Genomic DNA, 22,838 nt, shown 5'->3' with positions numbered 1-22,838 from the left:
AAACATAGCCAATTGCGCGACGAGAGGAAACCGTTAAGACGCGAGGTGTTATCATTCGCGGCTCAAACGATGGCCTGCGCCTCCATCACCTTGGCGGTAATGTAATCCACAGCGTCGTTTTTGGGCAGCTTGATGGGCTCCGGCGCGCGGCGCATTTTCAACTCCACCTGATCCTCTTTAAAGGAGCGGCCGCCCACCACCAGACGCACCGGCAGCCCCAGCAGGTCGGCGTCCTTGAACTTCACCCCGGGGCGCTCGTCGCGGTCGTCCAGCAGCACTTCCAAACCGGCGTGCTCCAGACGACGGGCCATATCCACAGCGGTGAGGGCGGCGGCCTCCTCCTTGGGATTGAGGATGATCACATGCACCTGCGCCGGGGCCAGATTGATGGGCCAGACGATGCCATTGTCATCATGGTTCTGCTCAATGGCGGCGGCGACGATGCGCGACACGCCGATGCCGTAGCAGCCCATGATGGGGTTAACGCCGCGCCCGTTCTCATCCAACACCGAAACATTGAGGGCCTCGGAGTATTTGGTCCCTAGCTTAAAGACGTGCCCCACCTCAATGCCACGGTTCAATTTCAGCTTGCCAGCCTCGCAGCGGGGGCAGCCATCGCCCTCCACCACATTGCGCAGGTCGGCGAATTCCGGGGCGGCCAGGTCGCGGTTCCAGTTGACGCCGCGCAGATGCCAACCGGCCTCATTGGCGCCGCACACCATATTGTGCGCGCCCTTCAGAGCGTGATCGGCGATGATGCGCACATCCACCGGGAAGTTCTCCGCCCCCACCGGACCCAGGAAGCCGACCTGAACCCCCAGGGCGGACGCCACGTCGCCGGGCTCAGGCATGAACGACATCGCCCCGGCGATATTGGTCGCCTTCACTTCGTTGAGTTCGTGGTCGCCGCGCAGCAGCAGCAGGAACCAGGCATCGCTCTCGGCATCGCGCCACACCAGGGTCTTGACGCACTGCGCCGGTGAGACGTTCAGCGCGCTGGCCACCTCTTCAATGGTCTTCTGGGTGGGGGTCTCCACCCGCGTCATGTCTGCCGCAGCTTCCGCTGCTGTCGCGGCGGGCGCTGGCGCGGCGGTAGCCTTCTCCAGATTGGCGGCGTAGTCGCAGGCGCTGCACGAGGCGATGGTGTCCTCGCCGGAGTCCGCCAGCACATGGAACTCATGGGACGAAGCCCCGCCAATGGAGCCGGTGTCGGCCTCCACCGGGCGGAACGCCAGACCGCAACGCTGAAAAATGCGCTTGTAGGCCTGGAACATGCGCTCGTAGCTCTGATCCAGCCCTTCGACGTTGAGATCGAAGGAGTAGGCGTCCTTCATGAGGAATTCGCGGCCCCGCATGATGCCGAAGCGGGGCCGCACTTCGTCGCGAAACTTGGTCTGAATCTGATAGAAGTTGGCGGGCAACTGCTTATATGATTGCAGGTTCTTGCGCACCAGATCGGTGATCACCTCTTCATGGGTGGGACCGAAGCAGAAGTCGCGATCGTGGCGATCGTGGATGCGCAGCAGCTCTTTGCCATACTGCTCCCAGCGGGTGGACTCCTTCCACAGCTCGGCGGGCTGCACCGCCGGCATCAGCACCTCCTGGGCGCCGGAGCGGTCCATCTCCTGGCGCACGATATGCTCCACCTTGCGCAACACCTTAAGCCCCATGGGCAGCCAGGTGTAGATCCCGGCGGCCAACTGCCGGATCAGACCGGCGCGGACCATCAGTTTGTGCGAGACCACCTGGGCCTCCACGGGGTCCTCTTTGAGGGTGGGGATCAGCGTTTCGGTGAATTTGAGCATCGGCGGCCCTTATTAGCGTGCTTCTCCGCCTTCGATGAAGGCGTAGGCGGAGTGGTTGTGAATCGATTCAAAGTTTTCCGAGGCGACGGAGAACCAGGTGATGCGCGCGTCGGCGTCCAGCTTTTCGGCCAGGTCGCGCACCATATCCTCCACAAAGCGCGGATTCTCATAGGCGCGCTCGGTGACGTATTTTTCGTCAGGACGCTTGAGGATGGCGTAGAGCTCGCACGAGGCGTTGGCCTCCACCAGCTCGATGAGCTCCTCAATCCAGACGAATGCGTTGGATTGAATATTCAGGCTCACCAGGGAGCGCTGGTTGTGCGCGCCATACTGGGAGATCTCCTTGGAGCAGGGGCACAACGAGGTCACCGCCACGTCCACCCCCAGGGTCATGAGAAACTCATCGCCCTTTTTGGAGGCCACAAAGCGCGCCTGATAGTCCATCAATCCCGCCTGCTTGGAGACCGGAGCCTCCTTGCGCATAAAGTAGGGGAAGGTCATCTCAATATGGGCCTCGTGGGCCGACAGCCGCTCCTGCACCTTGGTCAGCAGATCCGGCAGATTCTCCACCGAGATGGCGTCGTCGTGGTCGGCCAGCACCTCCAGAAAGCGCGACATGTGCGTGCCTTTGAAGTGGTGCGGCAGATTCACCGTCATGTTGATATCGGCCACGGTGTTCTGCGCGCCGCGATTGCGATCCTTCACCACAATGGGGTGGCGAATGCCCTTCACGCCCACTTTATCGATGGGCAGACGGCGGGTGTCGCGAGAGGCCTGCATATCGGGCAGGGCGTCGGCGGAGGCGTCACAGCAGTCGGGCATCAAATTGCTCACTTTTTCGTCCATGAGAGTCATCTCTATTGGGTTGCGCAAAAGAGCGCGGCGAATGGCCAACAGCGCGCGAGGCGCTGCGCATTCTCCATCCGCCGGTGCTTTCGTGCGGGCGTTAGTATAAAGTCAAAAGCGGTTGCGGCGAAAGGCGCCGCTTGGCCGTTTCTCCATCCAAATCTTTCCAGACTAAAGAGAATCGACGTGAACACGCTGTTTCCCATCAGCGCCAGACGATGGCTGGGACTGCTTGAGCGCATCGAACGCTGGCTGGATCGCGCCACGCCGGCGCGCGGCCTGCCCCTTCAGACCCTCAGCCATTCCCGTGCGTTCCGTTGGCGCCGATTAAATCCGCTGGAGGGGGTCATCGAGGTGGTCTCCACCCCCGCCATGTGCAACCCCGACGACCTGCTGGGCATCGACCGCGCCAAGGATGTTCTGCTGCGCAACACCGCCCAGTTCGCCGCAGGACTGCCCGCCAACAACGCTCTGCTGTGGGGCGCGCGGGGCACCGGCAAATCCACTCTGGTCAAGGCGGCAGCCACGCAGTTGGCCAACCAAGGCCTGAAGCTGGTGGAGATTCTCAAGGAGGATCTGGACCAGTTGCCGCAGCTGATGGCGCAACTGCGCCCCCTGCCCGCCCGTTTTCTGCTTTACTGCGACGATCTGTCGTTCGAAGAGGATGATGTCTCCTACAAGGCGCTCAAGGCGGCCCTGGAGGGGGGCGTGGAGGCGCGCCCGGAGAATGTGCTGTTCTATGCTACCTCCAACCGTCGCCACCTGATGCCGCGCCGCTTCTCGGTGGACGCCCCCGGCGACGACGGCCAGCTACACCCGGAGGAGACGGTGGAGGAGCGCATCAGCCTCTCCGACCGCTTTGGCCTGTGGCTGGGGTTCCACCCCATGGATCAGAACGACTATCTGGCCATTGTCAGACATCAGGCGCAGAAGTTACAGTTGTCGCTGGAGATTTCCGAACTGGAGCGGCGCGCCCTGTTGTGGGCGCGCACCCGCGGCGCGCGCAGCGGCCGGGTGGCGCAACAGTTCATCACCGACCTGACCGGCCAATTGGCCACGGGGTCAATCAGCCCTGAGAACACGGAGCCCTGAGCGTGCGCAACATCGGCATCATCGCCAAACGCAGCGATTCCCAAGCCCTGGTGGCCATGGGCCAGCTGGCGCATTGGCTGCATCAGCGCGGCCTTTCGGTGGTGGTCTCCCCCACCAGCGGCGAGGCGGCGGGGATCCCGGAATCGGTGGCGGTGCGCAAAAAACAGGACATCATGGCCCAGGGGCTGGACCTGATGGTGGTGATTGGCGGCGACGGCACTTTCATCGGCGCCGCGCGCTCCACCGTGCGCTGGCGCGCGCCCCTGCTGGGGGTCAACATGGGGCGGCTGGGCTTCCTCACCGAAACGCCCCACCACGCCATGTTCGAAACCCTCGAGCAGGTGCTCTCCGGCCACTACCGGGTGGAGTCGCGCACCATGCTCAAGGCGTTCCTCAAACGTCACAACGGCGAGGTCTCCAGCTACGCCGCCCTCAACGACGTGGTGGCGCACAAAGGGCATTTGGCGCGCATGATGGAGTTTCAGGTCTCCATCGACGGCCAGCACGTGTTCGCCAATCGCGCCGACGGCCTGATCCTGGCTACGCCCACCGGCTCCACCGCCTACGCCATGTCCGCTGGCGGCCCTATCATCCACCCGAAGATGGACGCCATTGTGCTCACCCCCATCTGCCCGCACACCCTGAGCAACCGCCCCATCGTGGTGCCCGGCAATGTGGAGATCAGCATCAAACTGCCCAACGACGGCGCCGACCGCCTGCTCACGGTGGATGGCCAGATCGGCGTGCAACTGGCCGACGGCGATGAGATCGTCGCCCGCGCCGGGGACTACCCCCTGCAAGTGATTCACCCCCCCGAACGCAACTACTACGAGCTGCTGCGGCGCAAATTGCGCTGGACCGAGCAGGCCGTCGCCCCGGACGCTGAAGGATAACCCCATGCTGCGTCAATTGGTGGTGGAGAATGTAGCGCTGATCGAGCGGCTGGACCTCAATTTTGACGCCGGGCTGACCGTCATCACCGGCGAGACCGGCGCAGGCAAATCGATCCTCATCGACTCCCTGGGGCTGGTGCTGGGCGAGCGCGCCGCCGCCGGGCTGCTACGCGCCGGCTGCGACAAAGCCATGGCCATGGGGCGTTTTCGCCCGCCGCCAGAGCATCCGGCGCGCCAATGGCTGGCCGAGCGCGACCTGGATCTGGACCCGGAGGAGGATCTGCATCTGCGTCGGGTGATCAGCGCCAATGGCCGCACTCGCGCGTATATCAATGAGACCCCGGCGCCGGTGTCGGCGCTGGCGGAGCTGGGCGATCTGCTGGTGGATATCCACGGCCAGCATGATCACCAATCCTTGCTGCACGCCTCGGCGCACCTGACGATTCTGGATCAGTTCGCCGCCCACCCGGCGCTGACCCAGGGCGTGCGCGATCTCTATGCCGCATGGAAAGAGGCCGACCGCGCCCTGCGCGAACTTCAGGACAACGCCCAGCAGGCTCATGAGCGCCGCGGCTTTCTCAGCTATCAACTGGAGGAGCTGGACGCCGCCGGGGTGCGCCCGGGCGAACAGGCGGAGCTGGAGTCCCAACGCGCCCGCTTGAGTCACGCCGAGAAGCTGGCGCGGGCCATGGAGAATGCTCTGGAGCTGCTGGAGCAGGGCGAAGGGGCGGCGCTGGAGCTGACCAATCGCGCCGTGGGCGAGCTGGAGGACGCCAGCGCCATCGACGCCGCCATCGAGCCCATCGCCGAAAGCGTGCGCTCGCTGCACTATGAGTTGGAAGCCGCCAGCGAACGGGTGCGCCACTATCGTGACGGCCTGGAGCTGGACCCGTCGCAACTGGCGGATCTGGAGGAGCGCCTGGACCTGATCATCAAGCTGGCGCGCAAGCATCGCTGCGACTCCGACGAGTTGGAGGGGCTGGCCGAACGCTGGCGCGCCGAGCTGGATGCGCTGGACAATCTGGACGGCGATCAATCCGCGTGGGAGAAACGGCGCGCCAAATGTGTCCAAGAGTATGATGCGGCGGCGTCCAAGCTCGGCGCTTCGCGCCGTAAAGCCGCCGCCAAGCTGGTCAAAGGGGTGGAAAAGCAGCTCAAGGAGCTGCATATGGGGCGCACCCGGGTGGACGTCGCGTTCGAAGAGAAGGGCGGCGATCCCCGCGCCAATGGCCGCGAAGAGGCGGTGATTCTGGTCAGCGCCAACCCCGGCGAACCGCTTAAGCCGCTGAAAGAAGTTGCCTCCGGCGGGGAACTGGCGCGCCTGATGTTGGCTCTGAAGACAGAGTTGTCCGACGCGGTGAGCGTGCCGACGCTGATTTTTGACGAAGTGGATGTGGGCGTGGGCGGGCGCGTGGCCTCGGCCATCGGCGCCAAGCTGGCGCAGGCGGCCACAGGAAGGCAGGTGCTGGCCATCACCCACCTGCCCCAGGTGGCGGCCCACGGTCAGCACCACATGAAGGTGGAGAAGACGGCCAAGGGGCAACGCACGCGCACCAGCGTGAGCCAGTTGACCCCCGCCGAACAGATCGAGGAGTTGGCGCGCATGCTGGCCGGGGATACAATCACCGATAAGGCGCGCGACAACGCCCAGGAGTTGGTGGCCGATGCGCGCAAACTGCGTGGGTAAGCCGCCCTGCCAGAGTTAAGACAAGCACGGCCAAGGAGTGTGTGTTGGAGATCTATTTCGATAACAAAACCGAGATCCTGCCGGAGATCTACGAACCCATCGACGACGACGCCCCGCGTCTGGCGTTGAGCATCCACCTGCATGGCTGGACCTTCCCCGACCAAAAAGGTCAGGGCATCGCCAAGCTGCGGGTGGAGATTCGCGAAGGCTCCACCGACCCGAAACAGCGCATGATCGGCGTGGGCTTCGTGGAGGCCGACGCCGACGGCGTGCGCAACTGGATCGGTTATGCGCCCTTGAGTCAGGCGATTCTGGATGGTTTGATGTCTCATGAAGCGGTGACGCACTATATGCGCCGCGCCGCCGCCAAAGCGTTGGAGCTGCCCGAACCGCCCGAACCGCCCAAGGGCGGGCCGCGTAAAATGCCCGCCAAGGCGCTGTTCAATCCCAATCTGCACCGGGGCGACTCCCCCGTTGACCACACTTAACCGGCGCTTTTTAATCGCCAATTGACGCACAATTGATATGAGCCGACACAACGCGCCAGACACCGAGCTGCTCACGCGCTCACAGCAGAAGGTTACCGAACCGCCCCTCTATCGGGTGCTGCTGCTGAATGACGATTTCACCCCCATGGAGTTTGTGGTGGAGTTGATCATGCGCGTGTTCCGCAAGAACGAAGAGGAGGCCACCCGCATCATGCTCAACGTCCATACTCAGGGCCAAGGGCTGTGCGGCGTCTACCCGCGAGAGATCGCAGAAACCAAAATGACCCAGGTTAACCAGCACGCGCGCAACAGCGGACATCCGCTGAAATGCCGGATCGAGCCCAACTGAAGCGGGTATACGCCAATGATCAGCAAACATCTGGAAGCCTCACTCAACAAAGCCCTTAAGAGCGCGCAGGAGCGTCGGCACCAGTTCGCCACCGTGGAGCATCTGCTCCTGGCGCTGCTGGACAACCCCGAAGTGAGCGACGTGCTCATCGCCTGCGGCTGCGACATGCAGCGCCTGGCCATGGACGTGGAGGGCCACCTCACCGCAAACGTGCCCACCGCCGAAGCCGAAGAGGATCTGGTGGAGATCACCCCCACGGTGGCGTTCCAGCGCGTGATTCAGCGCGCGGTCTACCAAGTGCAGTCCGCCGGACGCCAGGTGGTCACCGGCGCCTACGTGCTGGCGGCGATGTTCTCCGAGAAGGACTCCCACGCGGTCTACTTCCTGGAGAAGCAGAACATCAGCAAGCTGGACATCCAGAGCATCATCTCCCACGGCGGCGGCGACGAAGGCGCCGATGACGATCACCATGAGGATGGCGATGCGCGGCGCGAAGGGGCCCACGGCGAAGAGGGCGGCGGACAGTCCAAAGCCGACCCGCTGGAGACCTATACGGTCAATCTGAACGAGCGCGCCGCCAAGGGCGAGATCGACCCCCTGATTGGCCGTGATCGCGAGATTCAGCGCACGCTGCAGATTCTCTGTCGTCGGCGCAAGAACAACCCCCTCTACGTGGGCGAAGCCGGGGTGGGCAAGACCCATCTGGCCGAAGGCTTGGCCCTGCGCGTGGTGGAGGGCGGCGTGCCGGAAGTGCTGGCCGACGCCGAAATCTTCGCCCTGGACATGGGCGCGCTGCTGGCCGGGACCAAATTCCGCGGCGACTTCGAACAGCGTCTCAAAGCGGTGCTCAAGGGGCTCAAGGAGCGCCCCAAGTCAATCCTGTTCATCGACGAGATCCACACCGTGATCGGCGCAGGCTCCACCTCCGGCAGCAACATGGACGCCTCCAACCTGCTCAAGCCCATGCTGCAGTCGGGCGAGCTGCGCTGCATCGGCTCCACCACCTTCGATGAGTACCGCACCATCTTCGAGCGCGACCGCGCCCTGGCGCGCCGCTTCCAGAAGATCGACCTGCAGGAGCCGTCGCTGATCGAAACGGTGAAGATCCTCAAGGGGCTCAAGACCCGCTTCGAGGAGCACCACGGCATCAAGTATACCTCGCAGGCGCTGCAGATCGCCGCCGAGCTGTCGGCGCGTCACATCACCGACCGTAAGCACCCGGACTCGGCCATCGACGTCATCGACGAAGCCGGCGCCGCCTCGCGCCTGCTGCCGCAGTCGCGGCGCAAAAAGTCCATCGGCGTCAAAGAGATCGAGACCGTCATCGCCTCCATGGCGCGGATTCCGCCGCGTTCGGTCTCCCACGATGACCGCCAAGTGCTCAAGAACCTGGACAGCAACCTGAAACTCAGCCTGTTCGGTCAGGATTTGGCCGTAGGCAAGATCTGTCAGGCCATCAAGCTCTCCCGCGCCGGTCTGGGCAATCCCGACAAGCCCACCGGCTCCTTCCTGTTCGCTGGTCCCACCGGGGTGGGCAAGACCGAACTGGCGCGTCTTCTCAGCCATGAGATGAGCATGGAGCTGATTCGCTTCGACATGAGCGAATACATGGAGCGCCACACCGTTTCGCGTCTGATCGGCGCGCCTCCGGGCTATGTGGGCTTCGATCAGGGCGGTCTGCTCACCGACGCGGTGACTAAGCAACCCCACGCCGTGCTGCTGCTCGACGAGATCGAAAAGGCCCACCCCGACGTGTTCAACCTGCTGCTCCAAGTGATGGACCACGGCAAGTTGACCGACAACAATGGCCGCCCGGCGGACTTCCGCAACGTGATTCTGATCATGACTACCAATGCGGGCGCGCAGGAGTTGGATCGCCCCTCCATGGGCTTCGTCTCGCAGAACCATCACGGCGACGAGATGAAGGAGATCAAGCGGCTGTTCGCGCCGGAGTTCCGCAACCGTCTGGACGCCATCGTGCAGTTCGGTCACCTGGAGGGCGACACCATTCTGCGTGTGGTGGATAAGTTCCTGGTGCAGTTGGAGACCCAACTGGAGGAGAAAAAGGTCACTCTGGATGTGGACGACACCGCCCGCCGCTGGCTGGCGGAGAAGGGCTACGACCGTCAGAACGGCGCCCGCCCCATGGACCGCATCATCCAGCAGCACATCCGCAAGCCGCTGGCCGACGAACTCCTTTTCGGCGGGCTGGCCCACGGCGGCTCGGTGACCGTGCGCATCGATGAAGAGGAAGACAAGCTCAAGTTGGATATCCACGCCACCGAACCGGCGTAATGCTTTGAACGCGGCGCGCTCTCATCCGAGGGCGCGCCGCATCCCGCCCCCTCGCCTTCCCGCGCGACCGCTCGCCCATGCTTCGTCTGGCGCTCATCCTCCTGGCTATCGCTCTGGTCGCCCTATTTGTGCTGCGTCTGTTTGGCGTGGGCATCTCATTGACGCCCCGCGGCAAGTCGGCGCTCATCCAAGGGGCTATTGTGGCGATTCGGCTGTTTCTGCGCCGCTTTGGGCTTTGATGATATAGTCGCTTGAGCCCAGAATGACACACATCCAAAGCGCTCAATGTTTGCGTGACGCAGGCTGAACTTGCGCTGACTATGGGACAAATTTCCAACGGAAATTTGTCGGGATTCTTAAGGGTCTGTGACCCTTAAGCGGGTGTGGGCGGAGCCCACGATTTGGCAGGAGCGCCAAATCGGACTCGCGCAGCGAGCCCGTAGGGTGAGGGCCATGGATGGCCCGAATCACGGTTTGGATGTTGATCTTGGGAGCTCGAGGGCTGCGCCCTCGATATCTTTCAGCGCCCATATGTTCACTTTTGAATGCTAGCGACTATAGTGATTGGAAGATAAAAGATATCGAGGGCTTTGCCCTCGAGCTCCCAAAGACCACACCGTGGGCGCTGCCCACACCCGCTGGGGCCGCAGCCCCCAGACGATTTGGCAGGATTGCCAAATCGGACTCGCGCAAGCGAGCCCGAAGGGTGAGGACCATGGATGGCCCGAATCACCCCGCCGTCGGCCAGCCGACGGCCAATAGTTAGCGCAAGCTCAGCCTGCGTCACGCAAACATTGGTCGTTCTGTGCAGTTTTGGTTTCGATTTACGATAAAAAAACGGGAGCCCTATCGGACTCCCGTTCTTACTTGCTGATCTGCTTGATTGCTTACGCCACCGCTTGCTCTGTGGGCGCAATGGCCGGTTCCGGCAGCACATAGTTCTCCGGCGGCGGCATCGGCTCCGTCGCCTCCGGGTCGAGGCCGAAGTCCACACAGTACCGCGCCCACAACGGATCCTTGGCGTACTGGCGGAACTTCTCCATATACGCCGCGCAGGATTCCCTATCGTCCATGCCCTTATGGCACAGCGCGCCGTAGTACCACGCAAACGCATGGTCCGGCTTAATGCGGATCACATTATCGAACCCGGCCAGGGCCATTTTGTACTCGCCCAACTTCACATCGGCGTTGTGCACGAAGTTCAACTCCAGGTTCATCAAATACTGCATCTCCTGGATGAACGGGATGGAGAAGTCCTCGGTCTCCACTGCTGCAACCTTGTAGTCGGCGCCCAACGTTTCGCCGCGAATATAGCCCTTCTCGCGGGAGACTTCGTGCATCTCACTGCCGATCAGCGGGCTGGCGCAGTTGATGTGGAACCAGTTGGAGCCCAACTCGCGCAGGGTCTCACGCGCCTCGTCCATATCCGCCTTGGTCTCGCCGGGCATGCCGATGAGGATATTGGCGTTGGTGTAGATGCCCAGCTCACGGCAATCCTTGGCCACCTGCTGGGTGACCTTGAATTTGAGCGGCTTCTTCATCAACTGCTTGAGCACGCGCTGGGAGCCGGACTCCACCGCCAGCACCAGTTGCCGCACCCCCGCCGCATAAAAGTGCTCCAGCATGTCGCGATCCAACGCATACAGCGCCAGACCGCTCTGATACACCGATTTCAACTCCAGTCGCTTCAAAATGTCCAGAATCGCCTTCACCCGCGTCTTGTCGGACATCAGGTGGTCATCCTGGAAGATCATGGTGTCGCCGCCATACTTCTCCTTGAGAATGCGGAAGTCGGCCTCGATACGCTCCAGACTATGGTAGCGCATGTCGCGCCCATGCACCGCATGGGAGGCGCAGAAGGTGCACTTGAACGGGCAGCCGCGCGAGGTCATCACGTGGAAGCTGCGCTTGGCCTTCTCCGAAGCGAATGAGCTGATCACCAGGTTGGCGTTGTGGGCGTCGATATCGCACAGGTCGTAATCGAAGAAGGGGATCTCGTCCAGATCCTCGATGAAGTTATGTGACGGCGTAAACGGCAGCGGCGAGGTGGCGTTCTTGTAGGTGATCCAGTTGGGGCTGTTGGAGAGGTAGCGTTTGCGATCCTCCGCCACCACCAGATCGTGCAGCGGGACCTCGCCTTCGCCATAGCACAGGGCGTCAAAGGCTTGACCGCGCGCCTCGGAGTAGACCTCCTGATAGGCGCTGGTGGGCACGTTGCCGCCGCCAATGATCAGCTTGTCCGGATAGACGGCGCGCACCGCCGCGCCGGTATCGAGAAAGTTCTGATACGAGGGGCTGAACAGACACGATACGCCAATAATGTCTGGATCGAAGTCCAGATCCTTGAGTTGATCCGCCACATAGTCATGGAAGGTCTCAAACGGAAACGCCTGCGCCTTGACCACCTCGACGTTGAAATCCAACAGACGGATCTCCACATCCAGGCTTTTCTTCAAATAGGCGCTCAAAGAGAGAAAGCCCAACGGCAGATCGGTTGGCGGCAGATTATAGGAGCGGCCATCCTGCTTTTGAATGCAGCGCACGTTATTCGCCGGATTTTTGAACGACTCAAACGTAATGTGCATGGGGGTAAGAAACAACAACTTGGTCATGTCTGACACCATTGTGTGAAGATCGCTTGCGCCATCTCGTCCAACAACGCCGCACTGCGCAAAGAGCAGCGGGACAGCCGTTGGCGACTGGCCACATCGTCTTGCGCGGCCATCGGACCTGCGATCCTATCTTTTCCAGCGTGAATTAGACGCATCCACGGCGTGTCACATCATAGCCCGCTCATGGAGCGGGCTCAAAGGGAGCGGAACGGTCAGCGGAATTTTTGCCGCATAACAAACGGGACGCGCGTAAAATCGGAAAGTTCCCTATCAGGTTGTTGCGCAGCACACAAACAAATCGGCTCCCGCCCCAGTCAATACGCCTATTTCGCGACGCCGAAGCGCGTACTGGTCGTTCGATCCGGCTGCGCAAAACGCCCTGTTTAGAGCCGCGTTTGGATATGATTGGGAAGCAACGCCCGCGCCATCTGCAGATCCTCGGCGGTCTTCACCTCCAACGCGCTCAGACGATCCACCGGCAGGAACAGAGGGCGCTCGCCATATTGATGGTGGTTGCGCAGCAGCGTCTCCTTGGGCGTCAGATAGCAGCCGTTGACCACCTGAAACACCGGCGAGATCTCCTGGCGCGAGACCAGTGAGGAGAAGTTCACCGGCTTGCCCTGGCTATCGTAGATATACTCCCGCAGCTCCACTGCGGTGACCACCGAGTCATGCTCCGAGCCCAAATTGGCGAAAGCCTCCAGCACGCGCCTGTAGATATCCGCGCCCATAAACGGCGTAATGGGCGGCGCCACCATCAGATTCTCTTGCGGAGCCATGCGGCAGACGCTGGCGATGAAATCCAGAAACGATTGCCCTTCCGGGCGCTGCACCAGATTCACCTGCTTGGAGAGGGAGAACTGCGCCAACTGCGCCACCCGCTGCTGCGGGCAGGAAAGATAGATATGGTCCAGGGGAAACGCCTCGCGCAGTTGCGAGAGCTTCCACTCCAACAGCGTCACATCGCCAAACAGCGCCAGATCCCCTTCCGGGTGATAGCGATTGGACTGCAACGCGGGCACCACCACCGCAACATTCATCACTTTCTCCTCTGCAACTGGGTCAAGCGGTTGATCTCGGCGTCGATATAGGTGTTATGAACGTCGCGCTTGGCGAGAATGTACAGCTCCTCGAATTTCAACGCCTGCTGGATGGCGTTGGGATTGTGCACGAAGTTCTCAGTGGGCAGGATCACCTTGCGGGTCTCCAAACGCGAGACCGCCGCACACAGCTTGGGGCGCTGCTTGAGCAGATCCATACTCATTTGCGACAGACTGCCGCCCATGGTCATGGTCAACCCTGTGGGCAGAATCCGCTCAGAAACGGATTCGACCAGATCGAGGATGAACGCGCTATCCGGCGTCACCTCTTCGCGCTCAAACGAAGCGGCCAGATCCGACCGCCCCACAGTGACATTGTCCACTCGCCCGGGCGCAAACTCCAGCAGGTCGTCGAGCTCTTCGACCGCATTGCGCGTTTCCAGATTAAACGACAGGTGGATGCGGTAATCGCCATAGATCTTATGGTAGGCGGCGACGAACTTCTTCAGCCCAAAACGGCTCTCCACCATGGGCGCAATCAACCCATCGACGCCCACCTCCAGCGCGCTGCGAATGTCGCTCACCGCTTCCGGCCCGCCAATCTTAAGAAACATCGGCACGCCCGCCTTGAGCGTGACCCGGCGCAACCTGACCAGATCGGCAAAGCTCGAGCCTTCCGCCTCATACTCGGCTTTCACCCCTTCCAACCCAAATTCATCACGCAGTAGACACAACTGCTCGTAGAGTCTTCCTTCGGCGCCAAACATTCGCTCTCTCCGGTTCGACAACGTGAAACGGCGCAACGCGGCCGAGTCGCTGCGCCGCACTCGGTCAAGCCGCATCCCTGAGGCGATGACAGGGACGACTCGGCGCAACAGGGAACGGCACAGGGGATTCCTTGCGTAACTCCAGCTTACGCTTTTCCCGCCGCATGCGCCATGCTAAGATCTTAAGGAATCACTCGAAAACGGGTTCCCCTCGATCCGAACTTCTGGCGGCGCAACGATCCGCAACACACCCGTTTCTTGTTCTGCAAAAGCCCTATTGCGTCGGAACCGTCCGCCTATGCGCCCATCAGCCCCCCCTCCTTTGTCGCGCCGCCATGGGGAGATCTCCGGTTCATTGCCCGACGCCGCCAACGATCCGGCCACCCGGCTCAAGCGCAGACTCATTGAAGCGGGCGTTGATGAAGCGTTTCTGTTTGATCAGCATCTGATCCAGGCCGCCACCTATCAGGAGCCTGTGGCGGAGCACATTGGCCCCCGCACCCGCCGCATTGGCGGAGTGCTGGAGCGAACCCCAAACATATTGCTCCCTCTCTTGCTCTCCATTCTGAGCCTGATATTGCTGCTGCAATGGCGCGCCCGCGCCAAACGACGGACGACTGCGCCCGCCCCGCGCAATGGTGAGCCTTGGCGTCTCTTCATCGGGTGCGGCGCCGGCAATGAGAAGGATCTGCTGGCAGAATACCAGCAGGAGCCCGGCGAGACTGTTTTTGTCGCGCGGGATTCGGAACCGGACAGTTTTCTGCACCTATTGCGGCCTGGCCTTGGGCCTGTCGTCAGGCAGATGCGCGCCTATGCGCTTAAGATCCCGGCAGATGCTGTGGCCTTTGCGCAAACAACCGGCATCCCGCCCGGCTTGGCCATGGCGGTCTTTTCACGCCTTGGAGCCATGGCTGGGCTGGCCCAAGCCTGTGCGGCGCAACTGGCGCGCGCGCCGTATGCATCGGCGCGCACCATCACCCCCAACCAGTTCGCCTGGATCTTCTCCCAACACGGTTTGAGACCGATCTCGTTTCGCGAACATGGCTGGCTGCGCAAAGGCTACCACTTTTATCCGCTCGACGAGTGGCGCGTCTACTCCCAGGCCGAAGCGGAGTTCGTGCGTCAGGTGGGCCAGAGCCCTAACGTCCGACTGATCGAACCCATTCGCTGGACGCCGCGTCTGCTCACCCGCAAGGTGCTGTTCACCTCCATCTTCGACACCCCGTCGTTTCAGCGCGATGACTATGCACAGACGACCGGCGCCTTTCTCAACTGGGCGCAGACGCGCGGAGTCGAGGTCATCGTGCGTCCGCACCCGCGCGAGGATCGCAGTTTCTGGAGCCGCAACTTCCCTCACATCACGCTGGATGATTCCGACCCGAGCTTCCTGGCCGCCATGGAGAGGCTCAGTCCGCTGTTCGTCGTCAGTTGGTTCTCCACCACCCTGTTGGAATCCCTGTTTCTGGGAGTCATCCCCATTACGTTGTACCCCCAACAACATATGGAGACCCGCGACTACTGCTTCCCCCATCTCAATCACGTCCTGCACTGGCCCGCCGATAAACTGACCCTGGAGCAGGCGCTGGAGTCGCCCCAGTCGGCTCAGAAGGCGCACGCCGATCTGTTTGCCGGAGTGCATTGAATGGCGCGTCGCCGACGCATTCTGCTGGCGCGCAGCCTGGATCGCGACAACACCAATGCGCAGTCGCTTAACGCCAAAGCGCTCACCCGTCACTGGCGCTACGACCGCTTCGACGTACACGCCTTCCACCATCACCAAGCCGCCCCCCACGCGCGTGACAATCCGCACATCACGCTCATCGACCTGGGCGCCGACAGGCTGTGGCGCGCGCGCGCGCTGTGGCGGTATCTGAACCAACCCTGGGATCTGGTGTTCTACCCAGACTACTTCGATAGCACCGCGACGCTGGCGGTGCGGCTGCTCAAGCGATTACGCCCCCGCACCCCCGTGGTCACGACGCTGGAGGGGCTGGCGGGCGACGCCCAACGCGAAGCCCTGCTGTCGCAGCACAACGGACATAAGGTCTACTGCATGCGCGGACGCCGTCTGGACAACTGGGACAGCCAGATGCAGCGCGCGGACCGCATCGCCGCAATTTCTCCGTTCCTGGCGCGCATGGGGCGCGTGCAGTATGGCGACAAGATTGACGTCCTGCCCCTGGGTGTTGATCTCACACTGTTTCACCCCCCGTCCAGCAAGGCCGTCAATGCGCGGCCTCAGGTCGTCAGCGTGGGCAACCTCAATGGGGATAACAAGCGCCCCAGCCTGTTCCTGGCCCTGGCGCAACGCTATGCACAGGCCGATTTCATCTGGGTCGGCGACGGCGACCAACGCAGCGCGCTCCGGCGCAGAGCGCAGGAGCTGGAGATGCGGAACCTCTCCTTTCCCGGCCCCTACCCGGCGCAACAGGTCGCCGACCTTCTGCGCCAGGCGGATATTTTTGTCATGACATCCGAGTCTGAAGGCAATCCCAAATCGCTGCAGGAGGCGGTGGCGTGCGGCTTGCCCGGGGTGGCGCGGATCAACTACCAGCCGCCCTCCATTGAGGATGGTCTCAACGGCTTCCTGGCTGAGGATGACGAGCAATTGGCCGCGCGCGTGGGGCAGTTGATCAACACGCCGCAACTGGCGCGCGAAATGGGCGCCCAGGGCGCGCGCATGGCGCAAGAGTGGAGCTGGGAGCAGGTCGCCCCACAGTGGGAGGCGTGGCTGGATCGCCAGATGAGCGACATCAGCGCAGCACAACCGGAGGAAGCATGAGCCAAGTCACCGCATTACTCACAGGCCGAGGCAACAACACCTTGGCCGACAAAAATGTCAAACAGCTGCTGGGCCGTCCTCTGCTCAGTTACGGCGCGCGGGCGGGCAAACAGGCGCAGAGCGTCACCGCCCATTTCGCCAGTAGTGAAGACCCCAAGATTCTGGCCGCCGCTGAGGCCGAAGGGTATGCGCCCATCCGCCGCCCCGACGCCTTGGCTGCGCCCACCGCGCGCCATGTGGACGCCCTGCTGCACGGGATGGCGGAGATCCAACAACGCACCGGAGCCACGCCGGAGATCCTGGTGGTGATCCTGGCCAATGCCCCCACCATTCTGCCGCAATGGATCGACCAGAGCGTGCAGATGCTGTTGAGCGACCCGGAGTTGACTGCCGTAGCGCCGGTTGTTCGCGATCAGGATCACCACCCATTCCGCGCCAAAACCCTGCGTGAGGATGGGCTGCTGGGCAGCTTCTTTGATCATGGCGACGCCGACGTCTCCAGCAACCGACAAGATCTGCCGCCCTGCTTTTTCCTCTGTCACAACTTTTGGACCCTGCGCGCCGAGACCCTGCTCAACGGGCCGCAAGGGGAGCCGCCATGGGGCTTTATGGGGCAGCGCGTCGCCTCTTTGGAGATTCCCCAGAGCATCGACGTACATGAGCCGGAGGATCTGCTGCGCGCTGAAAAGTGGTTGCGGGAGAACGGGGTCGCCTGAGCGCCGCAACGCGTTCAAGGCAGCGGCATCGTCTGATCCAGCAACCCTTGCAAGTAGACGCCGTAATCGCTCTTGCTCAGCTCTGAGGCCAGATGCGCCAACTGCGCATTGTCGATGTAGCCGCGTCGCCAGGCGATCTCCTCGGGACAGGCGATCATCAACCCCTGCCGCTTCTGCACCGCATAGACGAACTGTCCGGCCTCCATTAACGACTCATGGGTGCCGGTATCAAACCACGCGCTGCCGCGACAGAGCATCTCCACGTGCAAACGCCCGGCGTTGAGATAGTGGAGATTGACGTCAGTGATCTCCAACTCGCCGCGCGGCGAGGGCTTGAGACTGCGCGCAATCTCGATCACGTCATTGCTGTAGAAGTAGATGCCCGGCACAGCGTAGTGGGATTTGGGCGCCAAGGGCTTCTCCTCCAGATGGGTCGCCTTGCCGGATTGGTCAAAGCTCACCACGCCATAGCGCTGCGGATCGCGCACATAGTGGGCGAACACGCGCCCGCCATCGGGCTTGTTGGCGGCGTTTTTCAGCGTGCTGGTGAGCCCTTCGCCGTAAAAAATGTTATCTCCCAGCACCAGACACACCGAGTCATCGCCAACGAAGGATTCGCCAATCAAAAACGCCTGCGCCAAACCGTCTGGGTTGGGCTGCACCGCGTATTGCAATGAGACCCCCCACTCCGCGCCATCCCCCAACAGGTCCACGAAACGGGGCTGGTCTTGCGGCGTGGTGATAATGAGGATTTCGCGCACCCCCGCCAACATCAGAGTGGAGAGCGGATAGTAGATCAGCGGCTTGTCATATACCGGCAGCATCTGTTTGCTCACCCCGCGGGTGATGGGATGCAGTCGAGTGCCGCTGCCGCCCGCCAGGATGATCCCCTTCATCTTTTGCTCCTCATGCTGTGAAGACATTCCGTGATGTGGCGCGCCTCGCCGTGTCTGATTGGGTAACACGTTATGCTTAGCAGGGTTGGCGCCAGCAGCTTGGCATTTGCCCTGCTCACCCATCGGGTGGACATAGACATCTTCTTCCTCCCTGGGCACAATAATGCGCTTAATGCAGATCAGCGCTGCGTGCAGGCCGCACCGACAAGGAGAGTCCTCGCCATGCCCCCGCCCAGAGACGCCACGCCCCAGGCGCCAACGCCTCATGAACCGCTGTCGATGCTGGTCACCGGCGGCGCGGGGTTTATCGGCTCCAATTTCGTGCGTGTGATGTTGGACAACCACCCCACGCTATTGGTATGCGTGCTGGACAAACTCACCTATGCGGGCTGCAAAGAGAATCTGCAGGAAGTGTGGGAAAATCCGCGTCTGAGCTTTGTGGAAGGGGATATTTGCGACGCAAAGCTGGTGGCCGACCTGTTCGCCCGGCACAAGTTTGACACCGTGATCCACTTCGCCGCCGAGAGCCACGTGGACAACTCCATCAGCGGTCCGGCGGCCTTCATTCAGACCAACTTTGTCGGCAGCTTCGTGCTGCTGGAGGCGGCGCGCACGGCTTGGCTCAGCGCCGACGGCAAGAGTGTGGCGGCGGATCAGCGCCGCTTCGTCCACGTCTCCACCGATGAAGTGTATGGGCAGCTCACCCGAGAGGATTCACCGTTTGAGGAGTCCACCCCTTACGACCCGCGCTCGCCTTACTCCGCCACCAAGGCCGGCGCCGACCACTTGGCCAGCGCCTATTTCCATACCTACGGCCTGCCGGTGGTGATCACCAACTGCTCCAACAACTACGGCCCGCGCCAGCACGACGAAAAATTTCTGCCCACCGTCATCCGCTCCTGTCGACATCAACAACCGATCCCCATCTATGGCGACGGCTCCAATATTCGCGACTGGTTGTGGGTGGAGGATCACTGCCACGGCATCGACCGCGCCGCGCGTCTAGGGCAGACAGGGCGCAGCTATAACTTCGGCGGTAACTGCGAGCGCCCCAATATCGAAGTGGCGCGTAAGATCTGTCATTTGATGGATGTGCGCTACCCAGACAACGCCCCCCATGAGAAATTGCTCACCTTTGTTGAGGATCGCTTAGGTCACGACTGGCGCTATGCGGTCTCATTCCAGCGCGCGCAAGCAGAGTTGGGGTGGCGACCCACCACAAATTTCGAGCAGGGTTTGGCCGACACCGTGGATTGGTACGCGCCACGCTATTGAGCGGTGCGCCCGACGCCACGCGGGCGCGGCGGGCGCGCCAAACGCATGGGCCGAAGGGGATCGTTTATGAAGCATCGTCTGCTGGATCTGTTCTACCGGCTGTGCGCCTGGTTCGGCGTCACGGGTCTGTTCTTCTTTCTCAATCGACGACGCACGCTGCACGTCACCTACCACAACGTGCTGCCCGATGCGATCTTCGACAATACGCCGCACCTGGGCATGTCCCACGCCGCCTCCACCTTTGCCGCGCAAGTGCGCGTTATCGCTCAGTGTCTCCCCATCACCGTAGAGTCCGAGCACGCTGGCCACTGTCGCATCACCTTTGACGACGGTTACCAAAACCAAGGCGAGGTGGCGGGCGGAATCCTGGAGGAGATGGGGCTGCGCGGGGTGTTTTTCGTCCCCTTGGAACCGCTGCAGGGCGCAGGCGAAACCCTGGCGGTGGACCAACTTCTGCAATGGGTCAGTTACGCCCCGGCAGGCGCCTACACCCCATTGGGGGTCGATTTGACTCTTGGCGACAAGGCCCAACGTCAAGCCGCCTTCTCGCGACTCTATGACGCCGCCTGCGCCGACCCGAGCCTTTGGCGCAAACTGCCGCCCGCCCTGGATGCGCTGGCGCCATTCGCCCACTTAGACATGCCCGACGATATGGCAAGATTGCGCTTCACCCCCATGCCCCGCGATACGCTCAAATCCCTGGCCGCGCGCGGCCATCGCATCGCCTGCCATGGCTGGGATCATCGGCCGTTGGCGACCCTGGATGATAACGCCATCGCGCAAGAGTTCGCCCGCTGCGCGCAACTCTACCAACAACACTGCAATTGCGATGAGTTCAGCTATCCGTTTGGCGGCTTGCGTGAAGTCGACTCTCGTGTGGTTGAGGCGTGCCGTCGCAGCCCGTTCTCCATGGGGTTCCTCAACACGCCCCAGCGTCCCGCATGGGCTCAAGGCGAGCAGAGCGACTTCGCCATTCCGCGCTTGTGTCTGCCCATAACCGAAACGCGCCCCTATGTACTCAAGGCGAAACTATCAGGGTTGGAAACGTTTCTCAAACAAGCGGTGCGCGCCCGATGACGTCTACAAAAGCGCCCCTTCCTCATCCATCCCACGCGATGAGGCACGGACGGATCAGGCTTACTTTTTGCGCCGTTTGCGCTTGCCACGCGGTTCAACCCGCGTCCACTCATCGCCTTTCTTGGCCATTTTGCGCAGACGTTTGGCGGCCTCCTCATGCCCCTGCCCAGCAGCGGACTCATAATGGCCTTTGGCCTGCGCCCAGCGTGGATCATCGCCGCTCTGCGCCAACTTTTCCAATAATCGACCCAACGCATAATCGCCTTCAAACAAGCCAGCCTCGGCAGCGCGCTCAAAGCAGCGGGCGGCGCGTTCAACATCCTGCTCCCCGCCCACGCCATCCTGACACATCTCGCCCAAGGCCAGCAGCGCGGGCTTGGAGCCCCGCTCAACCGCTTTTTCAAACCACTGCCGGGCGGTGAACGGATCATAGTGCGGTCGACGCGCGCGCCAGTAGGCCATGCCCATGCCATAGGCGGCGCGCGAACCGCTCCACTTCTCAATGCGCGAGAGCAGATCAATGGCGCGGGGAAAATCGCAAGCCCCCCCTGCGCCTCTTGCCAGCAAATCCGCCAACGGGGCCGCCGCTTCGCTCAAGCCATTGTTCCACGCCTTCTCCAACCAGCGCCGCGCCTGCTTGGGATTGACCGCCACCACGCCATGAGCGCCGCTGCAATAGGCCAGCCCCAGCTCCAATTGCGCACGCCGCCGTCCGCCCTGCGCCGCATGGGTCATCCAGCGCCACTTCTCTTCCCAACGCTCCTCATCGTCGAGCCACTCCGCCAACCAGTATTGGCTGGTCACCGAGCCCATACGCGCCGCTCTCCACAGCATGTCGTGACCCACTTCCCAATCAATGCTCCCCTCATGCTCCACCCAGCGCCGCGCCACCTCTCGCACCGCGCGCAAGTAACCGGCATCCGCCGCCTTGAGCAGATATTTCTCCGCAGAAGCCAGCGGCGTCTCCTCACGCTCCTCCAAAATCCGAAAAACGCGATAGAGCGCCAACGGGCGCCCCTGATCCGCCGCTTTGCCATAGACCTCCAGCGCCGCCGACTCATCATTGAGCGTGGTGTTGCCCTCATCATAGATCCATGCCAGCGCAAGCTGACATGGCAAGTCTCCCACCTGTGCGCCGCTTTCATAGCCATCGCGCGCCTGCGTCCAGTTCTCTTCGAGACAGGCAAGATCACCCGCCCGGCGCGCGGCGACAACCGCATCTCCAGCCCTCTCCGTTTGCCCACGCTCTTGCAGCCACGTACGCAACGCCTCAACCCCCTGATGGCGCGCTTTACGCTCTAAACTTAAACAACCCCGCACGGCATCCAATAACGCCTGTGGCATCCCCGGCGCCAACGGTCCCACTTCGACCAGAGGATCCGGCTCACGCCGCTCATGCACCAAACGATGGCGATAGTCGGAATCCGGCGGACGAAAATCGGCCAAACAGGTATGCAGCGTGGCGCCAACGCCATACCAATCAGCCTCCACCCCCACCTGCTCGCCCTCGCCCCACACCTGCTCCGGCGGCGCGAACCCAGCCGTAATAATGAACGGCTCATCGCGTTGCGCCGTCTCATCAAGGCGCACGGCGGCGCCGAAGTCGCTGAGCCAAACCTGGCCTTGGCGATCAAACATCACGTTGTGCAGCTTAATATCCAGGTGCAGGATACCCTGCGCATGCAACCAATCGGTCAACCGCAGGAGTTCGGCTGCCAGTTGCGCGATCTCATCCTCGCCCAAACTACGCCGATCGCTGCGCGATAGCAGGCTCTCGCCATCCACCAACGGCATACTGTGAAAGCCGCCCAGTTCAGACTGAATATACCCTGTGGGCGCAGCGATGCCGGTAATTGGGGCGACGCCATGCAAAAGGTTCGATTCGATCTCAAACAACTCCAGATCGATCTGAAAAATCTTCTCCGATCCGCTTTTAGGCCCCACGCGGCCCGTCTCTGTGCGCCGCGCATACTGCTGGGGATAGAACTCCTTCAGCGCCACCTGCCGCCCGGCGCGCTGATCCTGCGCCGCGTAGATAAGGCCATACGAGCCTCGCCCAATCAGTCGCTCGATGCGGTAGTCGCCGATTTCCGTTCCCACCGGTAACGAAGGTCTGGCCATCAGTCAGAGAACTCCTCAAGAAGAAACCCACAGCCATGCCCATGGCCGGTAGAACCCGCGCCAGATAGTAGCACATCCTGCGCCGCAAAAAAGAGAA

Annotated in this window: 19 protein-coding genes; 12 read left to right on the top strand and 7 right to left on the bottom strand. The window is 62.1% G+C overall.

Going from position 1 to position 22,838, the window contains the following annotated elements; all coding sequences use genetic code 11:
- Nucleotides 1–62 precede the first annotated feature (62 nt).
- Both MAIT1_RS06400 and folE2 read right to left on the bottom strand, forming a co-directional pair.
- The gene (locus tag MAIT1_RS06400; RefSeq protein ID WP_085441467.1) at nt 63–1,805 is read right to left on the bottom strand and encodes a proline--tRNA ligase; all 1,743 of its coding nucleotides are present in this window, start codon (nt 1,803–1,805) and stop codon (nt 63–65) included.
- Nucleotides 1,806–1,817: 12 nt separating this feature from the next.
- Nucleotides 1,818–2,627 carry a GTP cyclohydrolase FolE2 gene (folE2, locus tag MAIT1_RS06395; protein WP_143814752.1) on the bottom strand — a complete coding sequence of 270 codons (810 nt, stop codon included), beginning with the start codon at nt 2,625–2,627 and terminating at the stop codon, nt 1,818–1,820.
- Nucleotides 2,628–2,837: 210 nt separating this feature from the next.
- On the opposite strand from folE2, the gene MAIT1_RS06390 reads away from it, so the two are divergent.
- From MAIT1_RS06390 to MAIT1_RS21805, 7 genes are all read left to right on the top strand, one after another.
- Nucleotides 2,838–3,743, top strand: coding sequence for an ATP-binding protein (locus tag MAIT1_RS06390; protein WP_085441465.1), 906 nt, complete (start codon nt 2,838–2,840; stop codon nt 3,741–3,743).
- A 2-nt stretch (nt 3,744–3,745) separates the two neighbouring features.
- Nucleotides 3,746–4,636 (top strand): NAD(+) kinase, encoded by an 891-nt coding sequence (locus tag MAIT1_RS06385; RefSeq protein WP_158089346.1) that lies wholly within the window; start codon nt 3,746–3,748, stop codon nt 4,634–4,636.
- Nucleotides 4,637–4,640: 4 nt separating this feature from the next.
- The gene (gene recN / locus MAIT1_RS06380; RefSeq protein ID WP_085441463.1) at nt 4,641–6,323 is read left to right on the top strand and encodes a DNA repair protein RecN; all 1,683 of its coding nucleotides are present in this window, start codon (nt 4,641–4,643) and stop codon (nt 6,321–6,323) included.
- Between the two features lie 41 nt (nt 6,324–6,364).
- Nucleotides 6,365–6,811 (top strand): hypothetical protein, encoded by a 447-nt coding sequence (locus MAIT1_RS06375; protein WP_143814698.1) that lies wholly within the window; start codon nt 6,365–6,367, stop codon nt 6,809–6,811.
- A 37-nt stretch (nt 6,812–6,848) separates the two neighbouring features.
- Nucleotides 6,849–7,160, top strand: coding sequence for an ATP-dependent Clp protease adapter ClpS (clpS, locus tag MAIT1_RS06370; RefSeq protein ID WP_085441461.1), 312 nt, complete (start codon nt 6,849–6,851; stop codon nt 7,158–7,160).
- Between the two features lie 15 nt (nt 7,161–7,175).
- The gene (gene clpA / locus MAIT1_RS06365) at nt 7,176–9,455 is read left to right on the top strand and encodes an ATP-dependent Clp protease ATP-binding subunit ClpA (protein WP_085441460.1); all 2,280 of its coding nucleotides are present in this window, start codon (nt 7,176–7,178) and stop codon (nt 9,453–9,455) included.
- Nucleotides 9,456–9,532: 77 nt separating this feature from the next.
- Nucleotides 9,533–9,694 (top strand): hypothetical protein, encoded by a 162-nt coding sequence (locus tag MAIT1_RS21805; protein WP_158089345.1) that lies wholly within the window; start codon nt 9,533–9,535, stop codon nt 9,692–9,694.
- A 648-nt stretch (nt 9,695–10,342) separates the two neighbouring features.
- Here the strand turns inward: MAIT1_RS21805 and MAIT1_RS06360 are convergent.
- The 3 genes from MAIT1_RS06360 to MAIT1_RS06350 all read right to left on the bottom strand — a co-directional run bounded on the left by MAIT1_RS06360 (nt 10,343) and on the right by MAIT1_RS06350 (nt 13,874).
- On the bottom strand, nt 10,343–12,067 hold the full coding sequence (locus MAIT1_RS06360; RefSeq protein ID WP_158089344.1) for a B12-binding domain-containing radical SAM protein: 1,725 nt from the start codon (nt 12,065–12,067) through the stop codon (nt 10,343–10,345).
- A 383-nt stretch (nt 12,068–12,450) separates the two neighbouring features.
- Nucleotides 12,451–13,107, bottom strand: a complete 657-nt coding sequence (locus MAIT1_RS06355) for an NTP transferase domain-containing protein (RefSeq protein WP_085441458.1) — start codon at nt 13,105–13,107, stop codon at nt 12,451–12,453.
- Nucleotides 13,107–13,874 carry an aldolase/citrate lyase family protein gene (locus MAIT1_RS06350; protein WP_158089343.1) on the bottom strand — a complete coding sequence of 256 codons (768 nt, stop codon included), beginning with the start codon at nt 13,872–13,874 and terminating at the stop codon, nt 13,107–13,109. Before MAIT1_RS06350 ends, MAIT1_RS06355 begins: the two co-directional genes overlap by 1 nt.
- Nucleotides 13,875–14,172: 298 nt before the next feature.
- Between MAIT1_RS06350 and MAIT1_RS06345 the strand changes: the two genes are divergently transcribed.
- Genes MAIT1_RS06345 through MAIT1_RS06335 form a run of 3 tightly spaced genes read left to right on the top strand, consistent with a single transcriptional unit; the run spans nt 14,173 to nt 17,372 of the window.
- Complete coding sequence (locus MAIT1_RS06345) at nt 14,173–15,516, top strand: glycosyltransferase family protein (RefSeq protein WP_143814697.1); 1,344 nt, start codon at nt 14,173–14,175, stop codon at nt 15,514–15,516.
- The gene (locus MAIT1_RS06340) at nt 15,517–16,656 is read left to right on the top strand and encodes a glycosyltransferase (RefSeq protein ID WP_085441455.1); all 1,140 of its coding nucleotides are present in this window, start codon (nt 15,517–15,519) and stop codon (nt 16,654–16,656) included. It begins immediately after the preceding gene.
- The gene (locus MAIT1_RS06335) at nt 16,653–17,372 is read left to right on the top strand and encodes an acylneuraminate cytidylyltransferase family protein (protein ID WP_085441454.1); all 720 of its coding nucleotides are present in this window, start codon (nt 16,653–16,655) and stop codon (nt 17,370–17,372) included. The genes MAIT1_RS06340 and MAIT1_RS06335 overlap by 4 nt, the downstream gene beginning before the upstream one ends.
- A gap of 14 nt (nt 17,373–17,386) precedes the next feature.
- Here MAIT1_RS06335 and rfbA read toward each other — a convergent pair whose 3' ends face one another.
- Complete coding sequence (rfbA, locus tag MAIT1_RS06330; protein WP_085441453.1) at nt 17,387–18,295, bottom strand: glucose-1-phosphate thymidylyltransferase RfbA; 909 nt, start codon at nt 18,293–18,295, stop codon at nt 17,387–17,389.
- 195 nt (nt 18,296–18,490) lie between these two features.
- Here rfbA and rfbB point away from each other — a divergent pair, with 195 nt between their 5' ends.
- Nucleotides 18,491–19,543, top strand: coding sequence for a dTDP-glucose 4,6-dehydratase (rfbB, locus tag MAIT1_RS06325; protein ID WP_085441452.1), 1,053 nt, complete (start codon nt 18,491–18,493; stop codon nt 19,541–19,543).
- A 66-nt stretch (nt 19,544–19,609) separates the two neighbouring features.
- Complete coding sequence (locus MAIT1_RS06320) at nt 19,610–20,620, top strand: polysaccharide deacetylase family protein (protein WP_158089342.1); 1,011 nt, start codon at nt 19,610–19,612, stop codon at nt 20,618–20,620.
- A gap of 60 nt (nt 20,621–20,680) precedes the next feature.
- On the opposite strand, the gene MAIT1_RS06315 is transcribed toward MAIT1_RS06320, so the two are convergent.
- Nucleotides 20,681–22,741 (bottom strand): serine/threonine-protein kinase, encoded by a 2,061-nt coding sequence (locus MAIT1_RS06315; RefSeq protein ID WP_085441450.1) that lies wholly within the window; start codon nt 22,739–22,741, stop codon nt 20,681–20,683.
- Nucleotides 22,742–22,838: the final 97 nt, after the last annotated feature.

Origin of the sequence: Magnetofaba australis IT-1 (assembly GCF_002109495.1) — a bacterium.
Taxonomy (GTDB): domain Bacteria; phylum Pseudomonadota; class Magnetococcia; order Magnetococcales; family Magnetococcaceae; genus Magnetofaba; species Magnetofaba australis.
The sequence above is the reverse complement of the archived record's forward strand: the minus strand, read 5'-3'. Positions and strand labels throughout refer to the sequence as shown.

Coding starts and splice junctions, on each gene's coding strand:
- folE2 (WP_143814752.1), bottom strand. CDS start 2,627: ATGCCCGACTGCTGTGACGCCTCCGCCGACGCCCTGCCCGATATGCAG.
- MAIT1_RS06400 (WP_085441467.1), bottom strand. CDS start 1,805: ATGCTCAAATTCACCGAAACGCTGATCCCCACCCTCAAAGAGGACCCC.
- MAIT1_RS06345 (WP_143814697.1), top strand. CDS start 14,173: ATGCGCCCATCAGCCCCCCCTCCTTTGTCGCGCCGCCATGGGGAGATC.
- MAIT1_RS06360 (WP_158089344.1), bottom strand. CDS start 12,067: ATGACCAAGTTGTTGTTTCTTACCCCCATGCACATTACGTTTGAGTCG.
- MAIT1_RS06320 (WP_158089342.1), top strand. CDS start 19,610: ATGAAGCATCGTCTGCTGGATCTGTTCTACCGGCTGTGCGCCTGGTTC.
- MAIT1_RS21805 (WP_158089345.1), top strand. CDS start 9,533: ATGCTTCGTCTGGCGCTCATCCTCCTGGCTATCGCTCTGGTCGCCCTA.
- rfbB (WP_085441452.1), top strand. CDS start 18,491: ATGCCCCCGCCCAGAGACGCCACGCCCCAGGCGCCAACGCCTCATGAA.
- clpS (WP_085441461.1), top strand. CDS start 6,849: ATGAGCCGACACAACGCGCCAGACACCGAGCTGCTCACGCGCTCACAG.
- MAIT1_RS06340 (WP_085441455.1), top strand. CDS start 15,517: ATGGCGCGTCGCCGACGCATTCTGCTGGCGCGCAGCCTGGATCGCGAC.
- recN (WP_085441463.1), top strand. CDS start 4,641: ATGCTGCGTCAATTGGTGGTGGAGAATGTAGCGCTGATCGAGCGGCTG.
- MAIT1_RS06355 (WP_085441458.1), bottom strand. CDS start 13,107: ATGAATGTTGCGGTGGTGGTGCCCGCGTTGCAGTCCAATCGCTATCAC.
- MAIT1_RS06350 (WP_158089343.1), bottom strand. CDS start 13,874: ATGTTTGGCGCCGAAGGAAGACTCTACGAGCAGTTGTGTCTACTGCGT.
- rfbA (WP_085441453.1), bottom strand. CDS start 18,295: ATGTCTTCACAGCATGAGGAGCAAAAGATGAAGGGGATCATCCTGGCG.
- MAIT1_RS06335 (WP_085441454.1), top strand. CDS start 16,653: ATGAGCCAAGTCACCGCATTACTCACAGGCCGAGGCAACAACACCTTG.
- MAIT1_RS06315 (WP_085441450.1), bottom strand. CDS start 22,741: ATGGCCAGACCTTCGTTACCGGTGGGAACGGAAATCGGCGACTACCGC.
- clpA (WP_085441460.1), top strand. CDS start 7,176: ATGATCAGCAAACATCTGGAAGCCTCACTCAACAAAGCCCTTAAGAGC.